Genomic DNA, 16982 nt, shown 5'->3' with positions numbered 1-16982 from the left:
TTTATTTCCTCCCTATCAATTTTTCGGTGATACTGAAACGCGATGAGGTGGTACATCTAATAATCGCGTCACAGCTTCTTTTACCATCGCTTTTATTTGTATATTATCCACTCCCTTTGCTACGACAAGGACACCTCGTACTTTTGGTTTCTCTGTTCGCAAAACAATTGGAGTTTCTTTATCACCTTCACGTATAATGACTGTCTTTTCATCAAGAGACTCGTCTTCTACTTCCCTTTTCCCGCCTGTTTTATCAGTTTCACCTGTCGTTTGTGAACGTTTTACTGTATTTTTCTCGAGTATTTTTTCTTCAGATGAATCTAAATTCACTTTAATAGTTACATCTTTTACTCCGGCTATCTCTTCTAAAGCAGCTTTCAATTCTTGCTCATACGCTTTTTCGTATTTTTCTAAATTTGACATATTATCATTGTTTTTTTGTCCGAAAGTTGGTACATCTTTTTCTTGGCTTTGACTTGTCTTTTCTTTAAACACAGGCACTTCTTCTTTTTTAGGTGATAAGAATTTACTAGAAAACATAAGCGCAATCCCAAGTATGAGTAGGACAAGCAAAAACTTAGGTGTTACCTTTTTTCCCTTCTCATTACTTTCTTTTTCATCCCCATTCAATAGGTTTCGAAAAAATGAGAACCTCGAATTTTTATCTTTATTGTCCATTTACGCTACCTGTCCTCCCTTCCATCTGAACTTGGATTTGTTTATCCTCTAGTTGCCACCTGCTTGAAAAGAAATCTTTCATTTCTACATTCGTTTCTTCTATTTTTTTTGGAGGTTCTTTCATATTAATTTCAATTGGCTTTACTGTTTCAATTGCATCATTTTTACTACGTTCTTTTTCTGTCAACGTCACAACCACAGATTGAATATCTTTCGCTGACTTTACTTCTTCTGCATGTTCCACTGCGACTATTTGTATTTCAGAGACTGTCATACCATACTTTTTCTCAAACTCTTTTCCTACTTCTTTCGTCATTTTGGCAGCCATCTCTTCTAAACTATATGCACGTGTTAGAGCTTGTATTTCTTTTTTCTTCGAATCTATCGAATTTTTTACAGATCCTTCTGCTACGTACTTTTCTTCATTGAAATTTGCGATAACTTCATTTACATCTGTTTGTAACAACTTAAATAGAGGCGTTAAAATTAATACGACTAACAATAGACTTACAACGAATTTAACGTATTTTTGCAAATTTGAACTTGGAAGAATAAGATGAAGCATTGTCGCTAAGAGTAAAAAAACGATAATATTTCTAATCCACTCTGTAACAAATTGCACACTCTTCACCTCCTACCGCATCATGAGAGTAATGTTCCCGGCAGCAATAATAATTGTGATACTTAAAAAGAACATAAATGATACGATAGCTAAGCAAGCAAATACGTAAATGATACTTCGTCCAATGATATCTAAACATTGAATAATTGCTCCTCCGCCTACTGGTTGCAATACTGCTGCTGCGAATTTATAAATAAACGCGATACAAAAAATTTGAATCGCTGGGAAAGCGACAATTAAGCATAAAATAACGAGCCCGATAATTCCGACTGTGTTTTTTAATAATCCAGATGCACTAATAACAGTATCCGCCGCCTCAGTAAACATCCTTCCTACTACAGGAATGAAGTTTCCTGTTACAAATTTAGCCGTTTTTACAGCTATACCATCAGCAACGGCTGACGCTGTTCCCTGTACAGATAATACGCCTAAAAAAACCGTCAAAAAGATACCAATAATCCCAACACTAACGTTTTGCAAAAGCTTGGACAATTTCGTAACTTTATATTGATCACTCATCGTGCTTACAATACTTAATATAGTTGCAAGTAATAAAAGTGGTAGAACGATATAGTTCATAAGAAGCCCACTCGTATTCATTAAGAAAATGATGATTGGATGAAAAAATGCTACAGAAACAACACCGCCGCCTGTTGCTATGAGTGCAAGTAAAATTGGTAATAACGCTAGTATGAAATCTACCATTGTTTGTATCGTCTCTCTTGCATATGTCATGACGACATAAAAACTATTTAAAGCGAAAATAATAAGTACCATGTATACGACTGCATCAGCGATTTTACTCACGCTACTCTTTGAAAAAGCAGATTGCAACGATTGCAACAATGCACTGAAAATCGTTAGCATAATGAGCGTTCCAAGTAACTTTCCATTTGCAACAAGCTCGTGAAATAAATATTTTAGTAAACCTATCATCCACTCTTTTATGGAGAACTCTTTTTCTCCCTTTACAAACTCCATAAAGCTTCCTTTTTGACTCTCTGGTAAATAGCCTCCATACTTTGTAACAAGCCCGTCCCAAAATTGCTTCACATCTTCAATTCCGAGCTTATCCAATTGTTGATCAACGACGTTTGTTTCTATAGGAGAAGCTTGTACAACAATCGGTAAAGAAAAGAAAAGGAAGCAAGCAAATAATAGCTTAGCTCCAAACTTCCTCAACATTCACTCCCCCTTATCCCGTAGGTAAAAAACCAAGAATTGTTTCAATTACAACCGTCAAAATAGGAATTGCCATGACGAGAATTAAGATTTTTCCAGCTAATTCAATTTTCGAAGCGATTGCACCTTGACCAGCATCCTTTGTAATTTGCGCACCAAACTCAGCGATATAAGCAATCCCTATAATTTTCAATAACGTTTCTACATATACGTTGCTAACCTTCGCTTCACTCGCCACTCTCTCAATCATTTGTAAAATAGAATGAATTTGATCGATTAAGAGAAGAAACATCATGCTACCAATGAACACAATAAATAACGATGTAATACTAGATTTATGCTGATTTAAAACAGCTGCTAAAAATGTAGCAACGAGGCCTAATCCGACAATTTGTATAATTTCGATTCGAACCGCCTCCTTTACTGGAAGAGAAAGACACTTTTAATCTTGTCGAATAGAGTATTAATTAAAAATGCTACATGAAACAAAATAACGACAAAACCGACAAGGATAACCCAATTCGCAATATCCTCTCGCTTTAATTCTTTTAGTACAGTATGAATGAAAGCTAAAACAATGCCGATTCCGGCGATTTGAAATATTAATCCAACATCAATGGACATCGCCTTTCTCCCCCCTATAGCAGTAAAATTACGATAAGTAGCCCTGCTAGTACCCCTAAACTCTTTATCATTTTTTCATATTGTATTTGTAATGCTTTCGCTTCTCCTTCTTCTCTCTCCAAATGTGTAATACATAAGCGAATATGTTTTTGCTGTGATTCACGATCATGTTGTCCAAGTGTTTCACCAAATTGTTGCAGTATTTCATACTCGGTTTGTTTAAACGCCGTTAACGTCCAGTTCTCCTTCAAACTATCAATCCAAGCTTCTCTAACTGTTTGCTCCCCGCCCTCTAGCCGTTTCGAAAAGCTTTGAAATATCCAATTTAATGGCTTCGGCATTTGTTTGACTAAACGCTCTGCAGCCTCAGATAACGGCGTGTGTCCATACATAATTTCAGCTTCTAATGATTGCAATGCTGCCTTCAATAACCTAAGTTGCCGTGGTCTCTCACTGTACCTTTTAGCGTATGAAAATCCGAAAAAGGTGCTAACAGCAACTATTAATACCGCACCAAATATTTTCACCATACGCCTTGAGCCTTTCTATGAGGTAATACTGATTTTCCATATTTATCTTTCACTTGCATAACCGTTCCTGGCCCTCTCGCTTTTGACAATTCCACAAACCGATCAAATACACCAAGTTCCAGCACCGCCTGTAACGATGGACGTTTCACAACATCATCATAAGAAAATCCGTGTGCACTTATAAAAAGCTGAACGCCGGCATGCACCGCCTCCATAATTGCTTCACTATCTTCTTTACGTCCAATTTCATCTACGATTAATATGTCTGGGCTCATAGAACGGATCATCATCATCATTCCTTCAGCTTTTGGACAAGCGTCTAATACATCTACTCGCGTGCCAAAGTCATATTGCGGGATTCCTTTCACACAGCCCGCAATTTCTGATCGTTCATCAACAATTCCCACTTTACATGAAGGGATTTTCGAAGCACTTACACCTTGACTCATACAGCGTGCTACATCTCTTAAAAGTGTTGTTTTCCCCGTTTGCGGTGGGCCTATTACCATCGTGTTTAACCATCGTGATTCATAAAGATATGGCAGAAGCGGCTCAGCAATCCCTATTTTTTGACGGGCAATACGAATATTAAAAGAAGAGACATCCCGAATCATTTTCACTGCACTTTTTTCTGTAATGACTTTTCCAGCTAGGCCAATTCTATGTCCTCCTCGTAGTGTCACATATCCACGTTTCAATTCCTCTTCCATCGTATAGATTGAGAATTGACTTAATTTATTCAATAAATGGATTGCATCTTCCGCTGTAGCGATATAGTCATAGAAAAACACTTCTCCATGTGCGATACACTCTAGTGGCCTTCCAATTCGAACACGAATTTCCTCTAGAACATCGTATTGTTTACAGCCTTCAACTAACTGTCTCATCGTTTTCGGTAAAACTTCTAATACTTCTTTCATAAGCTTCTCCCCACTATAATCGACTTACTATTTCAACAACGCGATAAAAATGCAGCCAATTCCAAGCGCTAGAAAAAAGAGTTTCAAGAAAGAAATCTCACTTGCTACACTCGCTATGCCAATTGTCATTGTTAAAATTAATACGGTCGGTCCAACAAACGCCAACATACCATTTATAAACAATGCTTTCTTCGCATCATTCACGTAAAGCATAAGCAAAGCGGCGAATATTTCCGCGCTACCTGAAAACAACCGAAGTAACCCCATAACAAGCACGGATGTTTCCATTGCCGCTAGCCACTGTTTCATTCTCCCACCTTCTCCCATAACAGTTACTACTTCCTTATTCTGAAAAAGAATATATTTGTACAACCATATGCAGAGGTTGTCTATTTCAGAAGTAAAAACATAATTTTTCTCTATCGACTTTATTGGAATCTGAATATTCTCATTAATTTATGGTATATTTAATAGAAAAGGAGCATAGATGATGAAGGAAGTTACTTTATTACCACTCGATTTACGATATGCAAATGTGATTTTTGAGCTATCAAGTAATCCACATGTAAAAAATGCATTAGGGATAAAAGTAGAATCAGTGGAAGATACAAAGGCATTCATTCTTTTTGCAATTGGAGAGGAACGAAAAAAACACTCCTTATCAAGAGTGATTGTAAGTGAGGAAAATGAAATAATTGGCCTCACGACACTTAAACATATTAATTACGAACAAAAGCACTCACATATTGGAAGTTGGCTCGGCTATCAATATTGGGGAAGAGGATATAACGAAGCTGCTAAAAAAGAGATCTTTAATATCGCTTTTTTAGACTTGCAACTTACATACGTATTTGCCGGTGCTAAAACGACTAACATTCGCTCTTTAAAAGCACAAGAGAAACTACCTTACATTTCATTACATGTGGAAAAACAATTTCCAGACGTACACGCTGCTTTGGAGAAAGAAGTAAAATCACCTTGCGTACTGCATGTTGTATCATGCGAAAAATTTTCAAATTGGTTGGAAGTACGAAATGAGGGGGGAAAATATGAAGGGATTGAAAATTAGTTTAACAATTGTAGTAGAATTAGCTATTATTTATCTTTTTTCCAAAATGGTCGGCTGGTCATTTATGGAGAGCTTTTTCCTTGGCAGTCTAGCAATATTTGCAATTACGTGGTTAATTATTATGAGTACCTTTAGAAATAACAATATGGATCATGCAACGAATAAAACTTTTACCGGTATTGAAACTGGTGAAATACGCCCGTTTCAAATTGTTTTGACTCCATATATTATGGGTACCCTTTCACTCGTCACAGTTAGTTTTGTTATAACCGCAATTTACTATCTTCCCTACTTCCTATAAAGTGAAACTATAATCAGTGGGGGAGTTATTCATCCCCCATTGATTATTAGCCCGCAAATAACGGGATAAAAAAAGCACTCGTGATAATCACGAGTGCTTTTCTACTATGCACGAGAAACGTATTTACCTTCACCAGTGTTGATGATAAGCATTTCGCCTTCGTTAATGAAGATTGGTACTTGTACAACAAGACCAGTTTCTAATTTAGCTGGTTTTGTTACGTTAGAAGCTGTGTCACCTTTAATACCAGGCTCTGTTTCTGCCACTGTTAATTCAACTGTGTTCGGAAGTTCAACACCAAGTACTTCATCTTGGTATGTCATAATAGATACTCCCATGTTTTCTTTTAAGAATTTTAATTCGCGCTCGATTTGGTTTTCGCCAAGTTCGATTTGCTCATAAGTTTCGTTATCCATAAATACGTGAGACTCACCGCTCGCGTATAAGTATTGCATACGACGGTTTTCGATGTGTGCTTTTTCTACTTTTTCACCTGCACGGAATGTTTTCTCTTGAACAGATCCTGTGCGAAGGTTACGTAGTTTAGAGCGAACGAATGCAGCACCTTTACCTGGCTTTACGTGTTGGAAATCCATTACTTGCCAAAGGGCATTGTCCACTGAAATTGTTAAACCTGTACGAAAATCGTTTACTGAAATCATGTAAAAAAATCCTCCTGTGTATTACAAAATAATAAGTTCTTTTGGTGATTTCGTTATTACTTCATTACCTTCACTTGTTACAATGATATCATCTTCGATACGTACCCCGCCAACACCTGGAATATAAATACCTGGTTCTACTGTTACAGCCATACCTGGTTCAAGTACTGTATCAGAACGGAACGCTAAACCTGGTGCTTCATGGATTTCAAGACCGATTCCATGACCAGTAGAGTGTCCGAAGTATTCACCATATCCTTTTTCCGTTATGTAATCACGCGTTAATGCATCAGCCTCACGACCCGTTAAACCAGCTTTAATACCGTTCACACCACGTAGTTGTGCTTCTAAAACGATATTATAAATTTCTTTTAATTTATCAGATGGTTCACCGACTGCAATCGTACGAGTAATATCAGAGCAATATCCTTTGTAATAAGCGCCGAAGTCTAATGTTACGAAATCTCCTTTTTCTATCACTTTTTCAGATGCCACGCCGTGCGGTAATGCCGAACGAAGACCTGAAGCAACGATAATATCAAACGAAGAAGATGTTGCTCCTTGTTTTCTCATGAAAAATTCAAGTTCATTTGACACTTCAATTTCAGATACTCCCGGGCGAATGAATGATAGAATATGCTCAAAGGCAGCATCTGCAATCTGTGCAGCTTCCTTTAATATCTTAATCTCTGAATCAGTCTTTATCAAGCGTAACTTTTCTACAAGCCCAGAAGTTGGGATGAATTCAGCTTCGATCGCTTCATTATGGGTTATGTAAGAGCTATATGTAAGAGTATCTTGCTCAAAGCCTAGCTTTTGAATTCCAAGTTCTTTAACTTGTTTCGCAACTTCATCAAGAATTAATCCTGCATGCTGCACTATTTCGTATCCAGCCGCTTGCTTACTAGCTTGCTCTACATAACGGAAATCTGTAATAAATAGAGCACGCTCTTTTGAAATTAGTACAACACCAGCTGTTCCTGTGAAATTCGCCATATATCTACGGCTATGTTCATTCGTTAATACGATACCGTCAATACCAGCCTCATCAAACGCACTTCTTAATCTCTCGATCTTTTCCATTACTTTATGCCTCCCTCAATTTCTCCATTAATGCAAATAGCGCTAGCTTATAGCCATAAAAACCAAATCCAACAATTTGTCCCGCACAAACAGCCGCTGTGACAGATTCATGACGAAACGACTCCCGCTGATGAATGTTAGAAATATGTACTTCAATAACTGGAATCGACATGCTTGCGATAGCATCCCGAATCGCGTAGCTATAATGCGTAAATGCTCCAGGATTTAAAATGATCCCTTCATATATATCTTCAGCCTCATGAATGATGTCAATAAGAGCACCTTCATGATTCGATTGGAAACATTCTAATTCCACTCCCATTTTTTCTGCTTCTTGTTTCATATCTGCTTCAAGCGTCGCTAACGTTCCTTTTCCGTATACATTTACTTCCCTAACGCCAAGGCGATTTAGGTTCGGACCGTTTACGAGGAGTAACTTTTTCATTTTCTTAAAACTCCTTAATATTAAAGAATGTCTATACGACATTTTAACATAGGAATCACTTGTTTGAATAGTTTGTCTTCTCGAGCCCTTCTCCTCTATTCGTATTATTCGATTCGAATGCTACAGAATACGAAATAAAAACACCATATAATATAAAGATACATATTGTCGTTACAATTGTTTCTTTCGGTAAATGGAGTGCACTTTTAATAACAGGTGCCATTAGCCCCATCCCCAAAAATAATAATGCCCACCAAAACAAACCGTATAGTACGCCAGGTAATACTCCTTCAAACTTTTTAAAAAGAGCTTTATAGAGAAATGCCACTAAAATTGAAAGAAGTCCCATACAAACGATACCTAGTACATTTCCCCAAACCCCTTCTTTCCAATCTCCAAATGCAAACGGTAAAAGTAAATAGTTAGGGCCAGCTTCTGTAAATGAGAATATATGAAGGAAATACCATATACCTCCCCAAAATAAGCCACCAAATAAACCAATTTGTACAAAGTTTCTTATTGTTGATTGTTCTTGATTCACATTGACACCTCCGCTCAATAGTATGCCCGAAACTATTTTGAAGCATGTTTAAATCCTGCAAAATTTGTCTATAAAAAGAATAAGAAATGTCCGACTCTCGTAACATTTTCACTTGTCATCTGCCTGTATTTGTCGATAAAATAAAGGAAACTCGGTGATTGTCTTATTTCAAGATGACAGAACCAAGTATGACAATTGCCTCTTTTTCTACATAAGAGAGAAACAAATACAGGTTGGTGTTAACATGGCAGAAGAGTCAAAACAAATATATGGCGGGCAGGCAGTCATAGAAGGAGTTATGTTTGGCGGTAGAGAATATACTGTTACAGCGGTTCGTCGTAAAGATAAATCGATTGAATTTTATCGTTTACCACGCGTTCGTAATAAAGCATTGTCTCTACTAAAGAAGATTCCATTTTTACGAGGTATTGCCGCTATTGTGGATGCAAGTGCGAATGGAGCGAAACATTTAAACTTTGCTTCAGAACGATTTGATGTCCACCCAGAAGATGATGAACAATTTGCAAATAAAAAAGAAGAACAATCAAAATTAACGATGGTATTAGGAGTTGCAGCAGTTGGCGTTTTATCGTTCATATTCGGTAAAGTAATTTTCACAGCAGTTCCTGCACTTTTAGCTGAATTAACGAGACCGATTTTCCCATCTCATACAGGGCAAATCATTGTCGAAAGTGTCATTAAGCTCATGCTATTATTGAGCTATATATACTTCATTTCTTTAACCCCACTTATTAAGCGGGTATTTCAGTACCACGGTGCGGAACATAAAGTAATCAATGCTTATGAGAATAATCTTCCACTGACTGTAGAAAATGTTCAAAAGCAAACTCGCCTCCATTATCGCTGTGGCAGTAGCTTTATTATATTTACGGTCATTATTGGAATGTTTGTCTATTTCCTCGTCCCTACAGATCCGCTTTGGGCAAGGGTAGTAAACCGAATTTTATTAATTCCAGTTGTTCTCGGTATTTCTTTTGAAGTATTACAATTTACCAATCGATTACGAGATGTCCCTGTTTTACGAGTACTTGGATATCCAGGATTATGGCTGCAACTATTAACAACAAAAGAACCAACAGATGATCAAGCGGAAGTTGCAATCGCATCGTTTGAAGAATTATTACGTTTAGAAAACAAACAATAATTATTTAAAAATGGTGTTCAACTCCTTTCCTCATCGTTAATATACTAATTTTAATATATGTTTTTAGGAGGTGTCCCTTATGAACGGTCGTTCGTTTACATTCGCTATATTTGTGCTTATTATCGGATTAGCAATATTCGGCCTTGTTTCATCTGTTATTACAAATCCAATGCTAGTATTGAAAAACATTGGTATCATGTTGGCTGTCGTCGGTATCTTTTACTTACTCTACAAAATGTTTACAAACTCTAGTGGTTCTGCAAATTCGCAAAGCTCATATAAGCGTGCAGCGAAACACTCGAACCGCAAACACGGGAAACAAAATGTAGCACCCCTAAGTAATTCTTTCTTGAAACGAAATGCTTCTGATGACAAGGGGAAAAAGGGTAATTCTCCATCGTTGAAAAGAAAAAGAAAACAATCTCATTTAACTGTCATTGAAGGTAAAAAAAACAAAAAGAAAGACCGTGCTTCCTTTTAGGAAATACGGTCTTTTTTTATCCCGGTTGGTACGGGGCTAATAATCAGTGGAAGATGAGCCTCCCTACTGATTAAAGTTTCACTTTATATGTTGAAGCACTTCTTTCAAACTTTTTTCTTTCATACTTTCGATACGAAGGTGATGGTTTTCAAATTGCAAATTTCTTGTCACATCATTAGGCACGACGATACATTTTAATCCTGCTGCAACCGCTGCTTTCAATCCATTTAATGAATCTTCAAATACAACAGCTTCTGACAGTTCAATTCCTAATTCTTCTATCGTAACTTTATAAAGAGCTGGATCTGGTTTTACCTTCTCTACATCTTCTCGCGTTTTAATCACTTCAAAATAATCTCTAATTTGTAGCTCTTCTAAAAAACGAACGACCCACTCCCTAGATGAACTAGAGGCTAATGCGATTTTCAATCCAAGTTCTTTCGCTTCTTCTAAATATTCTTTTACCCCGTCACGAGCTTTTGGTATTTTCATTTTCTCTTTATGTAAAGTTGTTACTTTTTCCTTTAATGCATGCTCGTTAAATTTTTCTTTTAATTGCTCTTTTAAATATGCATAAAGCACTTCATCTGTCGTTCCAATACATTTTGCAAATTCCTCTAAAGGTAACTCGCCGCCATATTCACGAACAGCATCTCTGAAAGAGTGAAACCATATTGTTTCTGTGTCCACAATTAATCCATCAAAATCAAAAATAATTGCTTTCATTATTCTCCCGTCCTTTTCGATTGAAATAAAAAAGGAAACGCCACACGTTCCCCTTAATTACTTTTCTCTTCATTTGCTTTTTGAACACCACGAAGTGTTTCTACTCGAACTTCATCTTGTTCAAAGTATTGTACTAAATCACCGATACGGTCAATTGATTCCCAACTTAAATGATGTTCAATTCCTTCTACATCATTATAAATTTTGCTTTCATCCACACCGATAATGCGCATAAACTGTTCTAACAATTCATGACGATATACGAGACGTTCTCCGATTTTTTTACCTTTTGATGTTAATACAAGCCCTCTATATTTTTCATAAATTAGATACTCGTCTTTGTCTAATTTTTGTACCATTTTTGTTACAGAGGATGGATGTACACTAAGCGCTTCAGCAATATCAGATACACGGGCATAACCCTTTTCATCAATCAACAAATAAATTTGTTCAATATAATCTTCCATACTAGGGGTAGGCATCGGTTTCCTCCATCCAATTTCATTTTGCTTATTCCGTACGAAGCAATCAATAAAATGATACACCAGAAAGAATAACGTGACAAGGTGGAAACGAGCCTAAATATATAAAACAAAAAAAGAATACAGATTCCCCTTATGTAAAATATTGAATTTCTGCATCAGGAAAATACTCATATATATAACCTCTTATTGTTTCTTCCAATACTTCTGCATCATCCTTTTGATATACATATTTCCCAATCCCGTATCGTCCCCATTTATATTTACGCTTCGCTTCATCCATTTCAAGCTTTGTATTTGGATAACGCTCTTGAATGACCTTTTTTGCCGGTTTCGTAAAGCGATGCTGAATTAATTCGAACGTTAAATTTGGTATCACCATATCTTTCAACGCATTGTACAATCGCTCAAATAATTCTCGGTATCCTTCTTCCCACCCTTCATGCATATAAATTGGCGCAACTATAAAGCCAAGCGGATAATTAGCCCCCGCTACTTTACGAGCAGCCTCAATTCGCTCTTCAAATAGCGACGTCCCCGGTTCAAAATTTTTAATCACATAACGTGAATTAATGCTAAATCGAAAACGCGTTTTCCCATTATGCTTTGCATCTAATAAATGATCAACATGCGAATATTTCGTAACGAAACGTAAACGTCCATGTTCACTTTCTCCGATAAACTCTATCGCCCGCTTTAATGCATGCGTTAAATGATCAATTCCAACGATGTCTGATGTACACGCCGCTTCAAATCTTGTTATTTCAGGGGCCCTTTCATCCATATATTGCTTTGCCTTCTCAAATATTTCATCTAGATTCACATACACGCGAACGTAAGGTTTATTCCCAAGCGTCGTTTGCAAATAACAATAATGACAATGTCCCATACACCCTGTTGCAAGCGGAATTGCATATTCAGCTGACGGTTTTGATGTATCGAACTTTAACGTCTTCCTCACCCCAACGACAAGTGTTGCTTTTGCATTACGATACTTTTGCAATTCATTTTCGCCTGGTAAATTTCTAATTTGATTGTGTGATGTCGTTTCACGAATTTCCAATCCCATCTTCGTAAACTTCTCATAAAGCTCTTTTCCAAGCGGATATTCGAGTGCCCTCGGTTCAAAGTAAACGAGTTTTGGCATAAATGGTTTCATGTGCTTCCCTCCTCTCGTTAGTATGGGAAGCACAGAAAAATTAACACAGATTAAAGTTTTCCACTTCAGTAACTTGTAAAGCAAGTTACTGAATGTTATAATTTGGATAACAGCTACCTTGCAAGGCAAGTTACCTGGATAAAAGGTGGTGAAATCATGCACAGCCAAATGTTAAAAGGTGTACTAGAAGGTTGCATTCTATATATCATTTCACAAGAAGAAGTGTACGGATATGAACTGAGTACAAAATTAAATAAACACGGCTTTACATTCGTAAGTGAAGGAAGCATCTATCCTTTATTGTTACGCATGCAAAAAGAGAAACTTATTGAAGGTACATTAAAGGCTTCCTCTCTTGGACCGAAGCGAAAATATTATCACGTAACTGATAAGGGATTAGAACAGCTTGAAGAATTTAAAAAAAGCTGGGGGATGGTTTCAACGACGGTAAACAACTTATTACAAGGTGAGTGATAGGGATGAACGCGAAAGATATGATAGAACTAAACAACAGAAAACGCAAACTTCTAACACCTGAAAACGAAGCTGCTTATGGCGATATGCTAGTATATCTTCGATTATCTAACGTACCTGAACATCAAGTAGAGGAACTATTATTAGAAATATTAGATCATCTCATCGAAGCACAAGCAGAGAATAAAAATGCTTACGACATCTTTGGTGATGATTTACAATCTTATTGCGATGAACTTATATCGGCTTTACCAGCTCCAACTAAGTTAGAAAAAATTTCTTTGATCGGCTTTGTTATTAGCTTACTTCTCGCTATACAGTTTGGAATAGATACCGTTGCTTCTCTTTTCATTTTTCTTTTTGAAAAGAATACAGAAAGATTAAGTCCACCTTTAAGTATTCCTGGGACTACTTTGTCTATTTCACTTATCGTACTAGGTATACTTTTCATTTTATATTTATTAAAACGCTATTCTTTTGATCAAACGATGAATTGGAAAAAAAAGATTCTATTTGGATTCGCATTTGCTACTCCATTTTGTTCAGCCATCTTTATAAATATTTATTTCAAAAAACTACCTTATCTCATTTATCATCTTACCTTTTGGCAAAACGCTTTAATCGCTATTCTATTTTATATTTTATATAAACTACTATACAAAAAAACAAATTTTTAACAGCCTTTCAAACGGCTGTTTTTCTTCTGTATAATTTTACAAATTGAAAAATTTCATAAAGAAAATAAGAAAAATGCAAAATAATTAAAGTTAATTGTTGACGTGATGCTTTTATTATCGGTATCATAAATCTTCGTGAGCAATTATTTTTCGTTATACGATTTTTTTATTATTACTGAGTTTTTGAGAGGAGAAATTTGATGTCAGTTAAGAAGAAAACGCAAGTACGCACCGGCAAAATGGTACGTGAACTAATGTTAGCAGACGAAGATGTAAATGCTTCGCTAATTATGGTATATAGTGAAAACGGTGTAAACGTAGAAATTAAAATCGAGGGCTTAACGCCAAAATGTAACGAAGAATTATTTTTGAGCGGAAACGTGGATTGGAACAAGAGTGTTATTTATAAAATTGTTGATTTCACTGGGAACGCGGAAGTTGGTAAAGTTACATTAACAGCGATGAATAAGAACAATGTTTCCCTAGAAATTGAACGCGTTATGTGGAGCAAAGAAAATAAAGAAGCTGCTGAGCAAGAAGAAACAGTTGTAGAAGCTACTCCGAACAAAGAAGTAGTTGTAGAAGCTCCTAAAGCAGTTACACCCGCTCCTAAACCTATTGTGCGTGTAGAAACACCTGCTGTAGCACCTAAGCCTACTCCGGTACCAACGCCGAAGTCAGTAAGTGTTGAAGCAGCTGTAGAACTATCTACTCCAGCACCTGTGAAAAAAGCAGTACCTACTCCAGTTACAAAGCAAGAGACAGCACCGGTTACTCCTGTAAAACCGAAACAACCTGCTTTGACTGAAACAAATACAAAACTACAAGAAAATTATGTTAAACTTGTGAAAAAGACAATTGAAGTTTGTCAAGATTACGAGCTTGGCATCGACATAGATGATTCTATTGAAGGATTAAAAAAAGAGCTACAAAGCCAAGGTATTAGCGTTACATTCGACAAAGAAATTATGGACGTTGTAAATCGCCTTCGTTCTTTACAAGATAAAGGAATCAAAGTAGAAAAAGTACTTAATTTACTATAACAAAATAAGGAGATGGCAATTGCCATCTCCTTATTTTTTATAATTCCATTCATTACTTTCATACTTCTCTTTTGCTAAAGTTTGAACTTCATGTAACTGTTCTTCTGTTAATTCATAAGGCACAAGCTCTACCTCTAATCCTTTTTCAAATCCAGTTTCAAATGCTGTGATTAACTGTTCAATCGTAAATGTACGATCTGTTAATTCATTAATCGCTACCGCTTTAGAAGAAAACATGCTCTTCATACGCTCTTTTACACGTTCATTCGGGAATAAAAATAGGTCGTATAACTCATCTAAATCTATTTCTAACGGAATCGAACCGTGTTGTAAGATAACACCTTTTTGACGGGTTTGAGCACTACCTGCGATTTTTCTTCCTTCAACTACAATCTCATACCAAGATGGTGCATCAAAACATACTCCTGAACGCGGATTTTTTAAATTTTCACGATCCTCTTCTGTTTTCGGAACTGCATAATATGCTTCTAATCCTAATGCCTTAAAACCGTCTAATAAGCCTTGTGAAATAACACGATACGCTTCTGTAACTGTTTTAGGCATATCCGGATGATCTTCAGACACAATAACACTGTACGTTAATTCTTTATCATGTAGTACACCCCTACCGCCTGTTTGACGACGAACAAATCCATATTTCTTTTCGTTAACTACATCCATATTTATATCTTTTTCAACACGCTGGAAATACCCAACTGTTAATGTTGGTACTTCCCATTCGTAAAAACGAATTGTTGGTGGCATTTTCTTTTCACTTTGCCAATTTAATAAACATTCATCTAACGCCATATTAAATGCTGATGAACATTGACCAGAGTTAATATAACACCATTTTTCTTTTCCCATCCTGCACCTCATATAACCAATTATTTTTCACATTCTCTAGTCTACCAAATTCGACAAAATTTGTGAAAGAATACGAAATTTCTTCTTATATACAAATGAATCTGTTGCATAAATACATATGGGCATTATAATATTGAAAGTAGGATAAGAAAAAAGGGAGCGATAGAATCGTGTCAACAAACTTGATTATTATACTAGCCGCAATTGCAGCATTCATCGGCTACACTGTATGGATGTATTTCTATCAGAAAAAATTAATTAAAACACTTTCAGAAGAAGAATTTCGCGCTGGCTACCGTAAAGCACAGCTTATCGATATTCGCGAAGCGGATGAATTTAACGCGGGACATATTTTAGGTGCGCGTAACATTCCATTATCACAAATTCGCCTTCGCCACAAAGAACTTCGCCAAGATCAACCGGTTTATTTATATTGCCAAAGCGGATTCCGTACAGGTCGTGCAGCTCAATACTTAAAAAAACAAGGCTACACAGATTTCTACCAATTAAAAGGTGGATTTAAATCTTGGTCAGGCAAAATTAAAAAGAAATAACATACAAAAACTAGCTGTATAATTCAGCTAGTTTTTTCATTCCATATTGTTCGCAATGTACAGTAGATTTTGTTTAATCACATCTTCATCTTTCTCATCTACATTACGATATAATAGCTGATATTCAATCCCCTTCTCTTTCCATATAAGCGTAGCAAATTCGTCCCCTCGCTCGTAATCATCCTTATTTTTAAAATAAGCAGGTGCTCCATTATTCAATTTCATTTGTTCTTGAAATCGATTCTCTTCTACGAGGTATGGAAAACTGTAAGAAAAGTTGGCCACTGTTAATTCTATATAATCGTGCCTTCCTTTCTCTTGTTGCTTATATTTAATCGTTAAGACAGCATTCTTCTTTCCCATCGTTCTTACCTCTCCCTTCACATCACTCGTAATGTCATAAGGTAAAAACGTTGGAACTTTAAACTTCGCCGGAAAATATTTTGGAAGTTCCTTTAGCGGAATCGGATCAGTAACACGGTCCTTAGCCCCTCCTGTTGTTCCTACAAATGTTTTTTCTTCTTGCATCGTTTGCTGAAATGAACATGAGCTAAGTATTACACTAGAAAACACGAAACAAATGATGCCTTTTTTCAATTTGTTTCCGCCCTTTCATACCGCTCTCTTAACGAGCGAAGCGTTTATACTCTCTTCTATTCGCTTCGTTATCAAACGCCTCCTCCGAAAACTTTCCACG

Annotated in this window: 25 protein-coding genes; 8 read left to right on the top strand and 17 right to left on the bottom strand. The window is 36.4% G+C overall.

The genetic code is table 11. From position 1 onward, the window contains the following. Positions 1–15 precede the first annotated feature (15 nt). From spoIIIAG to MKX77_RS03935, 8 genes are read right to left on the bottom strand one after another with little or no spacing between them, the layout of a single operon-like run. Positions 16–678 (bottom strand): stage III sporulation protein AG, encoded by a 663-nt coding sequence (gene spoIIIAG / locus MKX77_RS03970; RefSeq protein WP_215554165.1) that lies wholly within the window; start codon positions 676–678, stop codon positions 16–18. After that, the gene (gene spoIIIAF, locus MKX77_RS03965) at positions 668–1300 is read right to left on the bottom strand and encodes a stage III sporulation protein AF (protein ID WP_215554166.1); all 633 of its coding nucleotides are present in this window, start codon (positions 1298–1300) and stop codon (positions 668–670) included. Before spoIIIAF ends, spoIIIAG begins: the two co-directional genes overlap by 11 nt. 12 nt (positions 1301–1312) lie before the next feature. After that, positions 1313–2485, bottom strand: a complete 1173-nt coding sequence (spoIIIAE, locus tag MKX77_RS03960; protein ID WP_002111760.1) for a stage III sporulation protein AE — start codon at positions 2483–2485, stop codon at positions 1313–1315. 10 nt (positions 2486–2495) lie between these two features. Next, the gene (gene spoIIIAD, locus MKX77_RS03955; protein ID WP_078172833.1) at positions 2496–2879 is read right to left on the bottom strand and encodes a stage III sporulation protein AD; all 384 of its coding nucleotides are present in this window, start codon (positions 2877–2879) and stop codon (positions 2496–2498) included. 23 nt (positions 2880–2902) lie between these two features. Further along, on the bottom strand, positions 2903–3106 hold the full coding sequence (gene spoIIIAC / locus MKX77_RS03950) for a stage III sporulation protein AC (RefSeq protein ID WP_000020914.1): 204 nt from the start codon (positions 3104–3106) through the stop codon (positions 2903–2905). A 14-nt stretch (positions 3107–3120) separates the two neighbouring features. Beyond that, entirely contained in the window at positions 3121–3636 is a 516-nt protein-coding gene (gene spoIIIAB / locus MKX77_RS03945) for a stage III sporulation protein SpoIIIAB (RefSeq protein WP_215554167.1), read from the bottom strand. After that, positions 3630–4556, bottom strand: a complete 927-nt coding sequence (gene spoIIIAA / locus MKX77_RS03940) for a stage III sporulation protein AA (RefSeq protein WP_341305876.1) — start codon at positions 4554–4556, stop codon at positions 3630–3632. Before spoIIIAA ends, spoIIIAB begins: the two co-directional genes overlap by 7 nt. Before the next feature lie 27 nt (positions 4557–4583). Next, a complete protein-coding gene (locus MKX77_RS03935) occupies positions 4584–4865 on the bottom strand; it encodes a YqhV family protein (RefSeq protein WP_000816054.1) in 282 nt (93 codons plus the stop codon). A gap of 178 nt (positions 4866–5043) precedes the next feature. Between MKX77_RS03935 and MKX77_RS03930 the strand changes: the two genes are divergently transcribed. Next, entirely contained in the window at positions 5044–5625 is a 582-nt protein-coding gene (locus MKX77_RS03930; RefSeq protein ID WP_341305875.1) for a GNAT family N-acetyltransferase, read from the top strand. Further along, positions 5606–5926: a hypothetical protein gene (locus MKX77_RS03925; RefSeq protein ID WP_002160523.1), complete on the top strand. Its 321-nt coding sequence runs from the start codon at positions 5606–5608 to the stop codon at positions 5924–5926. The genes MKX77_RS03930 and MKX77_RS03925 overlap by 20 nt, the downstream gene beginning before the upstream one ends. Positions 5927–6030: 104 nt before the next feature. Here the strand turns inward: MKX77_RS03925 and efp are convergent, their stop codons facing one another. Genes efp through MKX77_RS03905 form a run of 4 tightly spaced genes read right to left on the bottom strand, consistent with a single transcriptional unit; the run spans position 6031 to position 8657 of the window. After that, complete coding sequence (gene efp, locus MKX77_RS03920; protein WP_201031770.1) at positions 6031–6588, bottom strand: elongation factor P; 558 nt, start codon at positions 6586–6588, stop codon at positions 6031–6033. A gap of 21 nt (positions 6589–6609) precedes the next feature. Beyond that, positions 6610–7671, bottom strand: coding sequence for a Xaa-Pro dipeptidase (gene pepQ, locus MKX77_RS03915; RefSeq protein ID WP_341305874.1), 1062 nt, complete (start codon positions 7669–7671; stop codon positions 6610–6612). A 4-nt stretch (positions 7672–7675) separates the two neighbouring features. Next, entirely contained in the window at positions 7676–8116 is a 441-nt protein-coding gene (gene aroQ / locus MKX77_RS03910) for a type II 3-dehydroquinate dehydratase (RefSeq protein ID WP_341305873.1), read from the bottom strand. A 55-nt stretch (positions 8117–8171) separates the two neighbouring features. Beyond that, on the bottom strand, positions 8172–8657 hold the full coding sequence (locus tag MKX77_RS03905; protein ID WP_002160520.1) for a YqhR family membrane protein: 486 nt from the start codon (positions 8655–8657) through the stop codon (positions 8172–8174). 244 nt (positions 8658–8901) lie between these two features. On the opposite strand from MKX77_RS03905, the gene MKX77_RS03900 reads away from it, so the two are divergent. Together MKX77_RS03900 and MKX77_RS03895 are read left to right on the top strand one after the other, a co-directional pair. Then, a complete protein-coding gene (locus MKX77_RS03900) occupies positions 8902–9822 on the top strand; it encodes a DUF1385 domain-containing protein (protein WP_002160519.1) in 921 nt (306 codons plus the stop codon). Positions 9823–9901: 79 nt separating this feature from the next. Further along, a complete protein-coding gene (locus MKX77_RS03895) occupies positions 9902–10303 on the top strand; it encodes an SA1362 family protein (protein WP_215554173.1) in 402 nt (133 codons plus the stop codon). A 78-nt stretch (positions 10304–10381) separates the two neighbouring features. On the opposite strand, the gene MKX77_RS03890 is transcribed toward MKX77_RS03895, so the two are convergent. The 3 genes from MKX77_RS03890 to splB all read right to left on the bottom strand — a co-directional run bounded on the left by MKX77_RS03890 (position 10382) and on the right by splB (position 12670). Beyond that, positions 10382–11029: an HAD family hydrolase gene (locus MKX77_RS03890; protein ID WP_341305872.1), complete on the bottom strand. Its 648-nt coding sequence runs from the start codon at positions 11027–11029 to the stop codon at positions 10382–10384. A gap of 53 nt (positions 11030–11082) precedes the next feature. Beyond that, entirely contained in the window at positions 11083–11511 is a 429-nt protein-coding gene (gene mntR / locus MKX77_RS03885) for a transcriptional regulator MntR (RefSeq protein WP_001143080.1), read from the bottom strand. Between the two features lie 133 nt (positions 11512–11644). Beyond that, a complete protein-coding gene (gene splB / locus MKX77_RS03880; RefSeq protein ID WP_341305871.1) occupies positions 11645–12670 on the bottom strand; it encodes a spore photoproduct lyase in 1026 nt (341 codons plus the stop codon). 156 nt (positions 12671–12826) lie between these two features. On the opposite strand from splB, the gene MKX77_RS03875 reads away from it, so the two are divergent. The 3 genes from MKX77_RS03875 (at position 12827) to MKX77_RS03865 (ending at position 14864) form a co-directional block, all read left to right on the top strand. Continuing rightward, complete coding sequence (locus tag MKX77_RS03875; protein WP_000556081.1) at positions 12827–13144, top strand: PadR family transcriptional regulator; 318 nt, start codon at positions 12827–12829, stop codon at positions 13142–13144. Between the two features lie 5 nt (positions 13145–13149). Then, the gene (locus MKX77_RS03870) at positions 13150–13821 is read left to right on the top strand and encodes a DUF1048 domain-containing protein (RefSeq protein ID WP_341305870.1); all 672 of its coding nucleotides are present in this window, start codon (positions 13150–13152) and stop codon (positions 13819–13821) included. Positions 13822–14021: 200 nt separating this feature from the next. Further along, on the top strand, positions 14022–14864 hold the full coding sequence (locus tag MKX77_RS03865) for a hypothetical protein (RefSeq protein ID WP_341305869.1): 843 nt from the start codon (positions 14022–14024) through the stop codon (positions 14862–14864). Between the two features lie 30 nt (positions 14865–14894). On the opposite strand, the gene MKX77_RS03860 is transcribed toward MKX77_RS03865, so the two are convergent. Next, on the bottom strand, positions 14895–15731 hold the full coding sequence (locus tag MKX77_RS03860; protein ID WP_341305868.1) for a lipoate--protein ligase family protein: 837 nt from the start codon (positions 15729–15731) through the stop codon (positions 14895–14897). Between the two features lie 170 nt (positions 15732–15901). Here MKX77_RS03860 and MKX77_RS03855 point away from each other — a divergent pair, with 170 nt between their 5' ends. Next, positions 15902–16285 carry a rhodanese-like domain-containing protein gene (locus MKX77_RS03855; RefSeq protein ID WP_002034000.1) on the top strand — a complete coding sequence of 128 codons (384 nt, stop codon included), beginning with the start codon at positions 15902–15904 and terminating at the stop codon, positions 16283–16285. Positions 16286–16321: 36 nt separating this feature from the next. On the opposite strand, the gene MKX77_RS03850 is transcribed toward MKX77_RS03855, so the two are convergent. Beyond that, positions 16322–16858: a DNA polymerase III subunit delta gene (locus tag MKX77_RS03850; RefSeq protein WP_078181004.1), complete on the bottom strand. Its 537-nt coding sequence runs from the start codon at positions 16856–16858 to the stop codon at positions 16322–16324. Positions 16859–16982: the final 124 nt, after the last annotated feature.

This window comes from Bacillus sp. FSL R9-9410, from assembly GCF_038050385.1.
Lineage (GTDB): Bacteria > Bacillota > Bacilli > Bacillales > Bacillaceae_G > Bacillus_A > Bacillus_A cereus_U.
Note: the sequence above shows the minus strand (reverse complement) of the source record. Positions and strands in the feature narration are given on the sequence as shown.

Bases quoted from the DNA above. Each gene is read 5' to 3' on its own strand.
- spoIIIAG (WP_215554165.1), bottom strand. From the start codon at position 678: ATGGACAATAAAGATAAAAATTCGAGGTTCTCATTTTTTCGAAACCTA.
- spoIIIAE (WP_002111760.1), bottom strand. From the start codon at position 2,485: ATGTTGAGGAAGTTTGGAGCTAAGCTATTATTTGCTTGCTTCCTTTTC.
- spoIIIAC (WP_000020914.1), bottom strand. From the start codon at position 3,106: ATGTCCATTGATGTTGGATTAATATTTCAAATCGCCGGAATCGGCATT.
- spoIIIAB (WP_215554167.1), bottom strand. From the start codon at position 3,636: ATGGTGAAAATATTTGGTGCGGTATTAATAGTTGCTGTTAGCACCTTT.
- spoIIIAA (WP_341305876.1), bottom strand. From the start codon at position 4,556: ATGAAAGAAGTATTAGAAGTTTTACCGAAAACGATGAGACAGTTAGTT.
- MKX77_RS03935 (WP_000816054.1), bottom strand. From the start codon at position 4,865: ATGAAACAGTGGCTAGCGGCAATGGAAACATCCGTGCTTGTTATGGGG.
- MKX77_RS03930 (WP_341305875.1), top strand. From the start codon at position 5,044: ATGATGAAGGAAGTTACTTTATTACCACTCGATTTACGATATGCAAAT.
- MKX77_RS03925 (WP_002160523.1), top strand. From the start codon at position 5,606: ATGAAGGGATTGAAAATTAGTTTAACAATTGTAGTAGAATTAGCTATT.
- efp (WP_201031770.1), bottom strand. From the start codon at position 6,588: ATGATTTCAGTAAACGATTTTCGTACAGGTTTAACAATTTCAGTGGAC.
- pepQ (WP_341305874.1), bottom strand. From the start codon at position 7,671: ATGGAAAAGATCGAGAGATTAAGAAGTGCGTTTGATGAGGCTGGTATT.
- aroQ (WP_341305873.1), bottom strand. From the start codon at position 8,116: ATGAAAAAGTTACTCCTCGTAAACGGTCCGAACCTAAATCGCCTTGGC.
- MKX77_RS03900 (WP_002160519.1), top strand. From the start codon at position 8,902: ATGGCAGAAGAGTCAAAACAAATATATGGCGGGCAGGCAGTCATAGAA.
- MKX77_RS03895 (WP_215554173.1), top strand. From the start codon at position 9,902: ATGAACGGTCGTTCGTTTACATTCGCTATATTTGTGCTTATTATCGGA.
- MKX77_RS03890 (WP_341305872.1), bottom strand. From the start codon at position 11,029: ATGAAAGCAATTATTTTTGATTTTGATGGATTAATTGTGGACACAGAA.
- mntR (WP_001143080.1), bottom strand. From the start codon at position 11,511: ATGCCTACCCCTAGTATGGAAGATTATATTGAACAAATTTATTTGTTG.
- splB (WP_341305871.1), bottom strand. From the start codon at position 12,670: ATGAAACCATTTATGCCAAAACTCGTTTACTTTGAACCGAGGGCACTC.
- MKX77_RS03875 (WP_000556081.1), top strand. From the start codon at position 12,827: ATGCACAGCCAAATGTTAAAAGGTGTACTAGAAGGTTGCATTCTATAT.
- MKX77_RS03870 (WP_341305870.1), top strand. From the start codon at position 13,150: ATGAACGCGAAAGATATGATAGAACTAAACAACAGAAAACGCAAACTT.
- MKX77_RS03865 (WP_341305869.1), top strand. From the start codon at position 14,022: ATGTCAGTTAAGAAGAAAACGCAAGTACGCACCGGCAAAATGGTACGT.
- MKX77_RS03860 (WP_341305868.1), bottom strand. From the start codon at position 15,731: ATGGGAAAAGAAAAATGGTGTTATATTAACTCTGGTCAATGTTCATCA.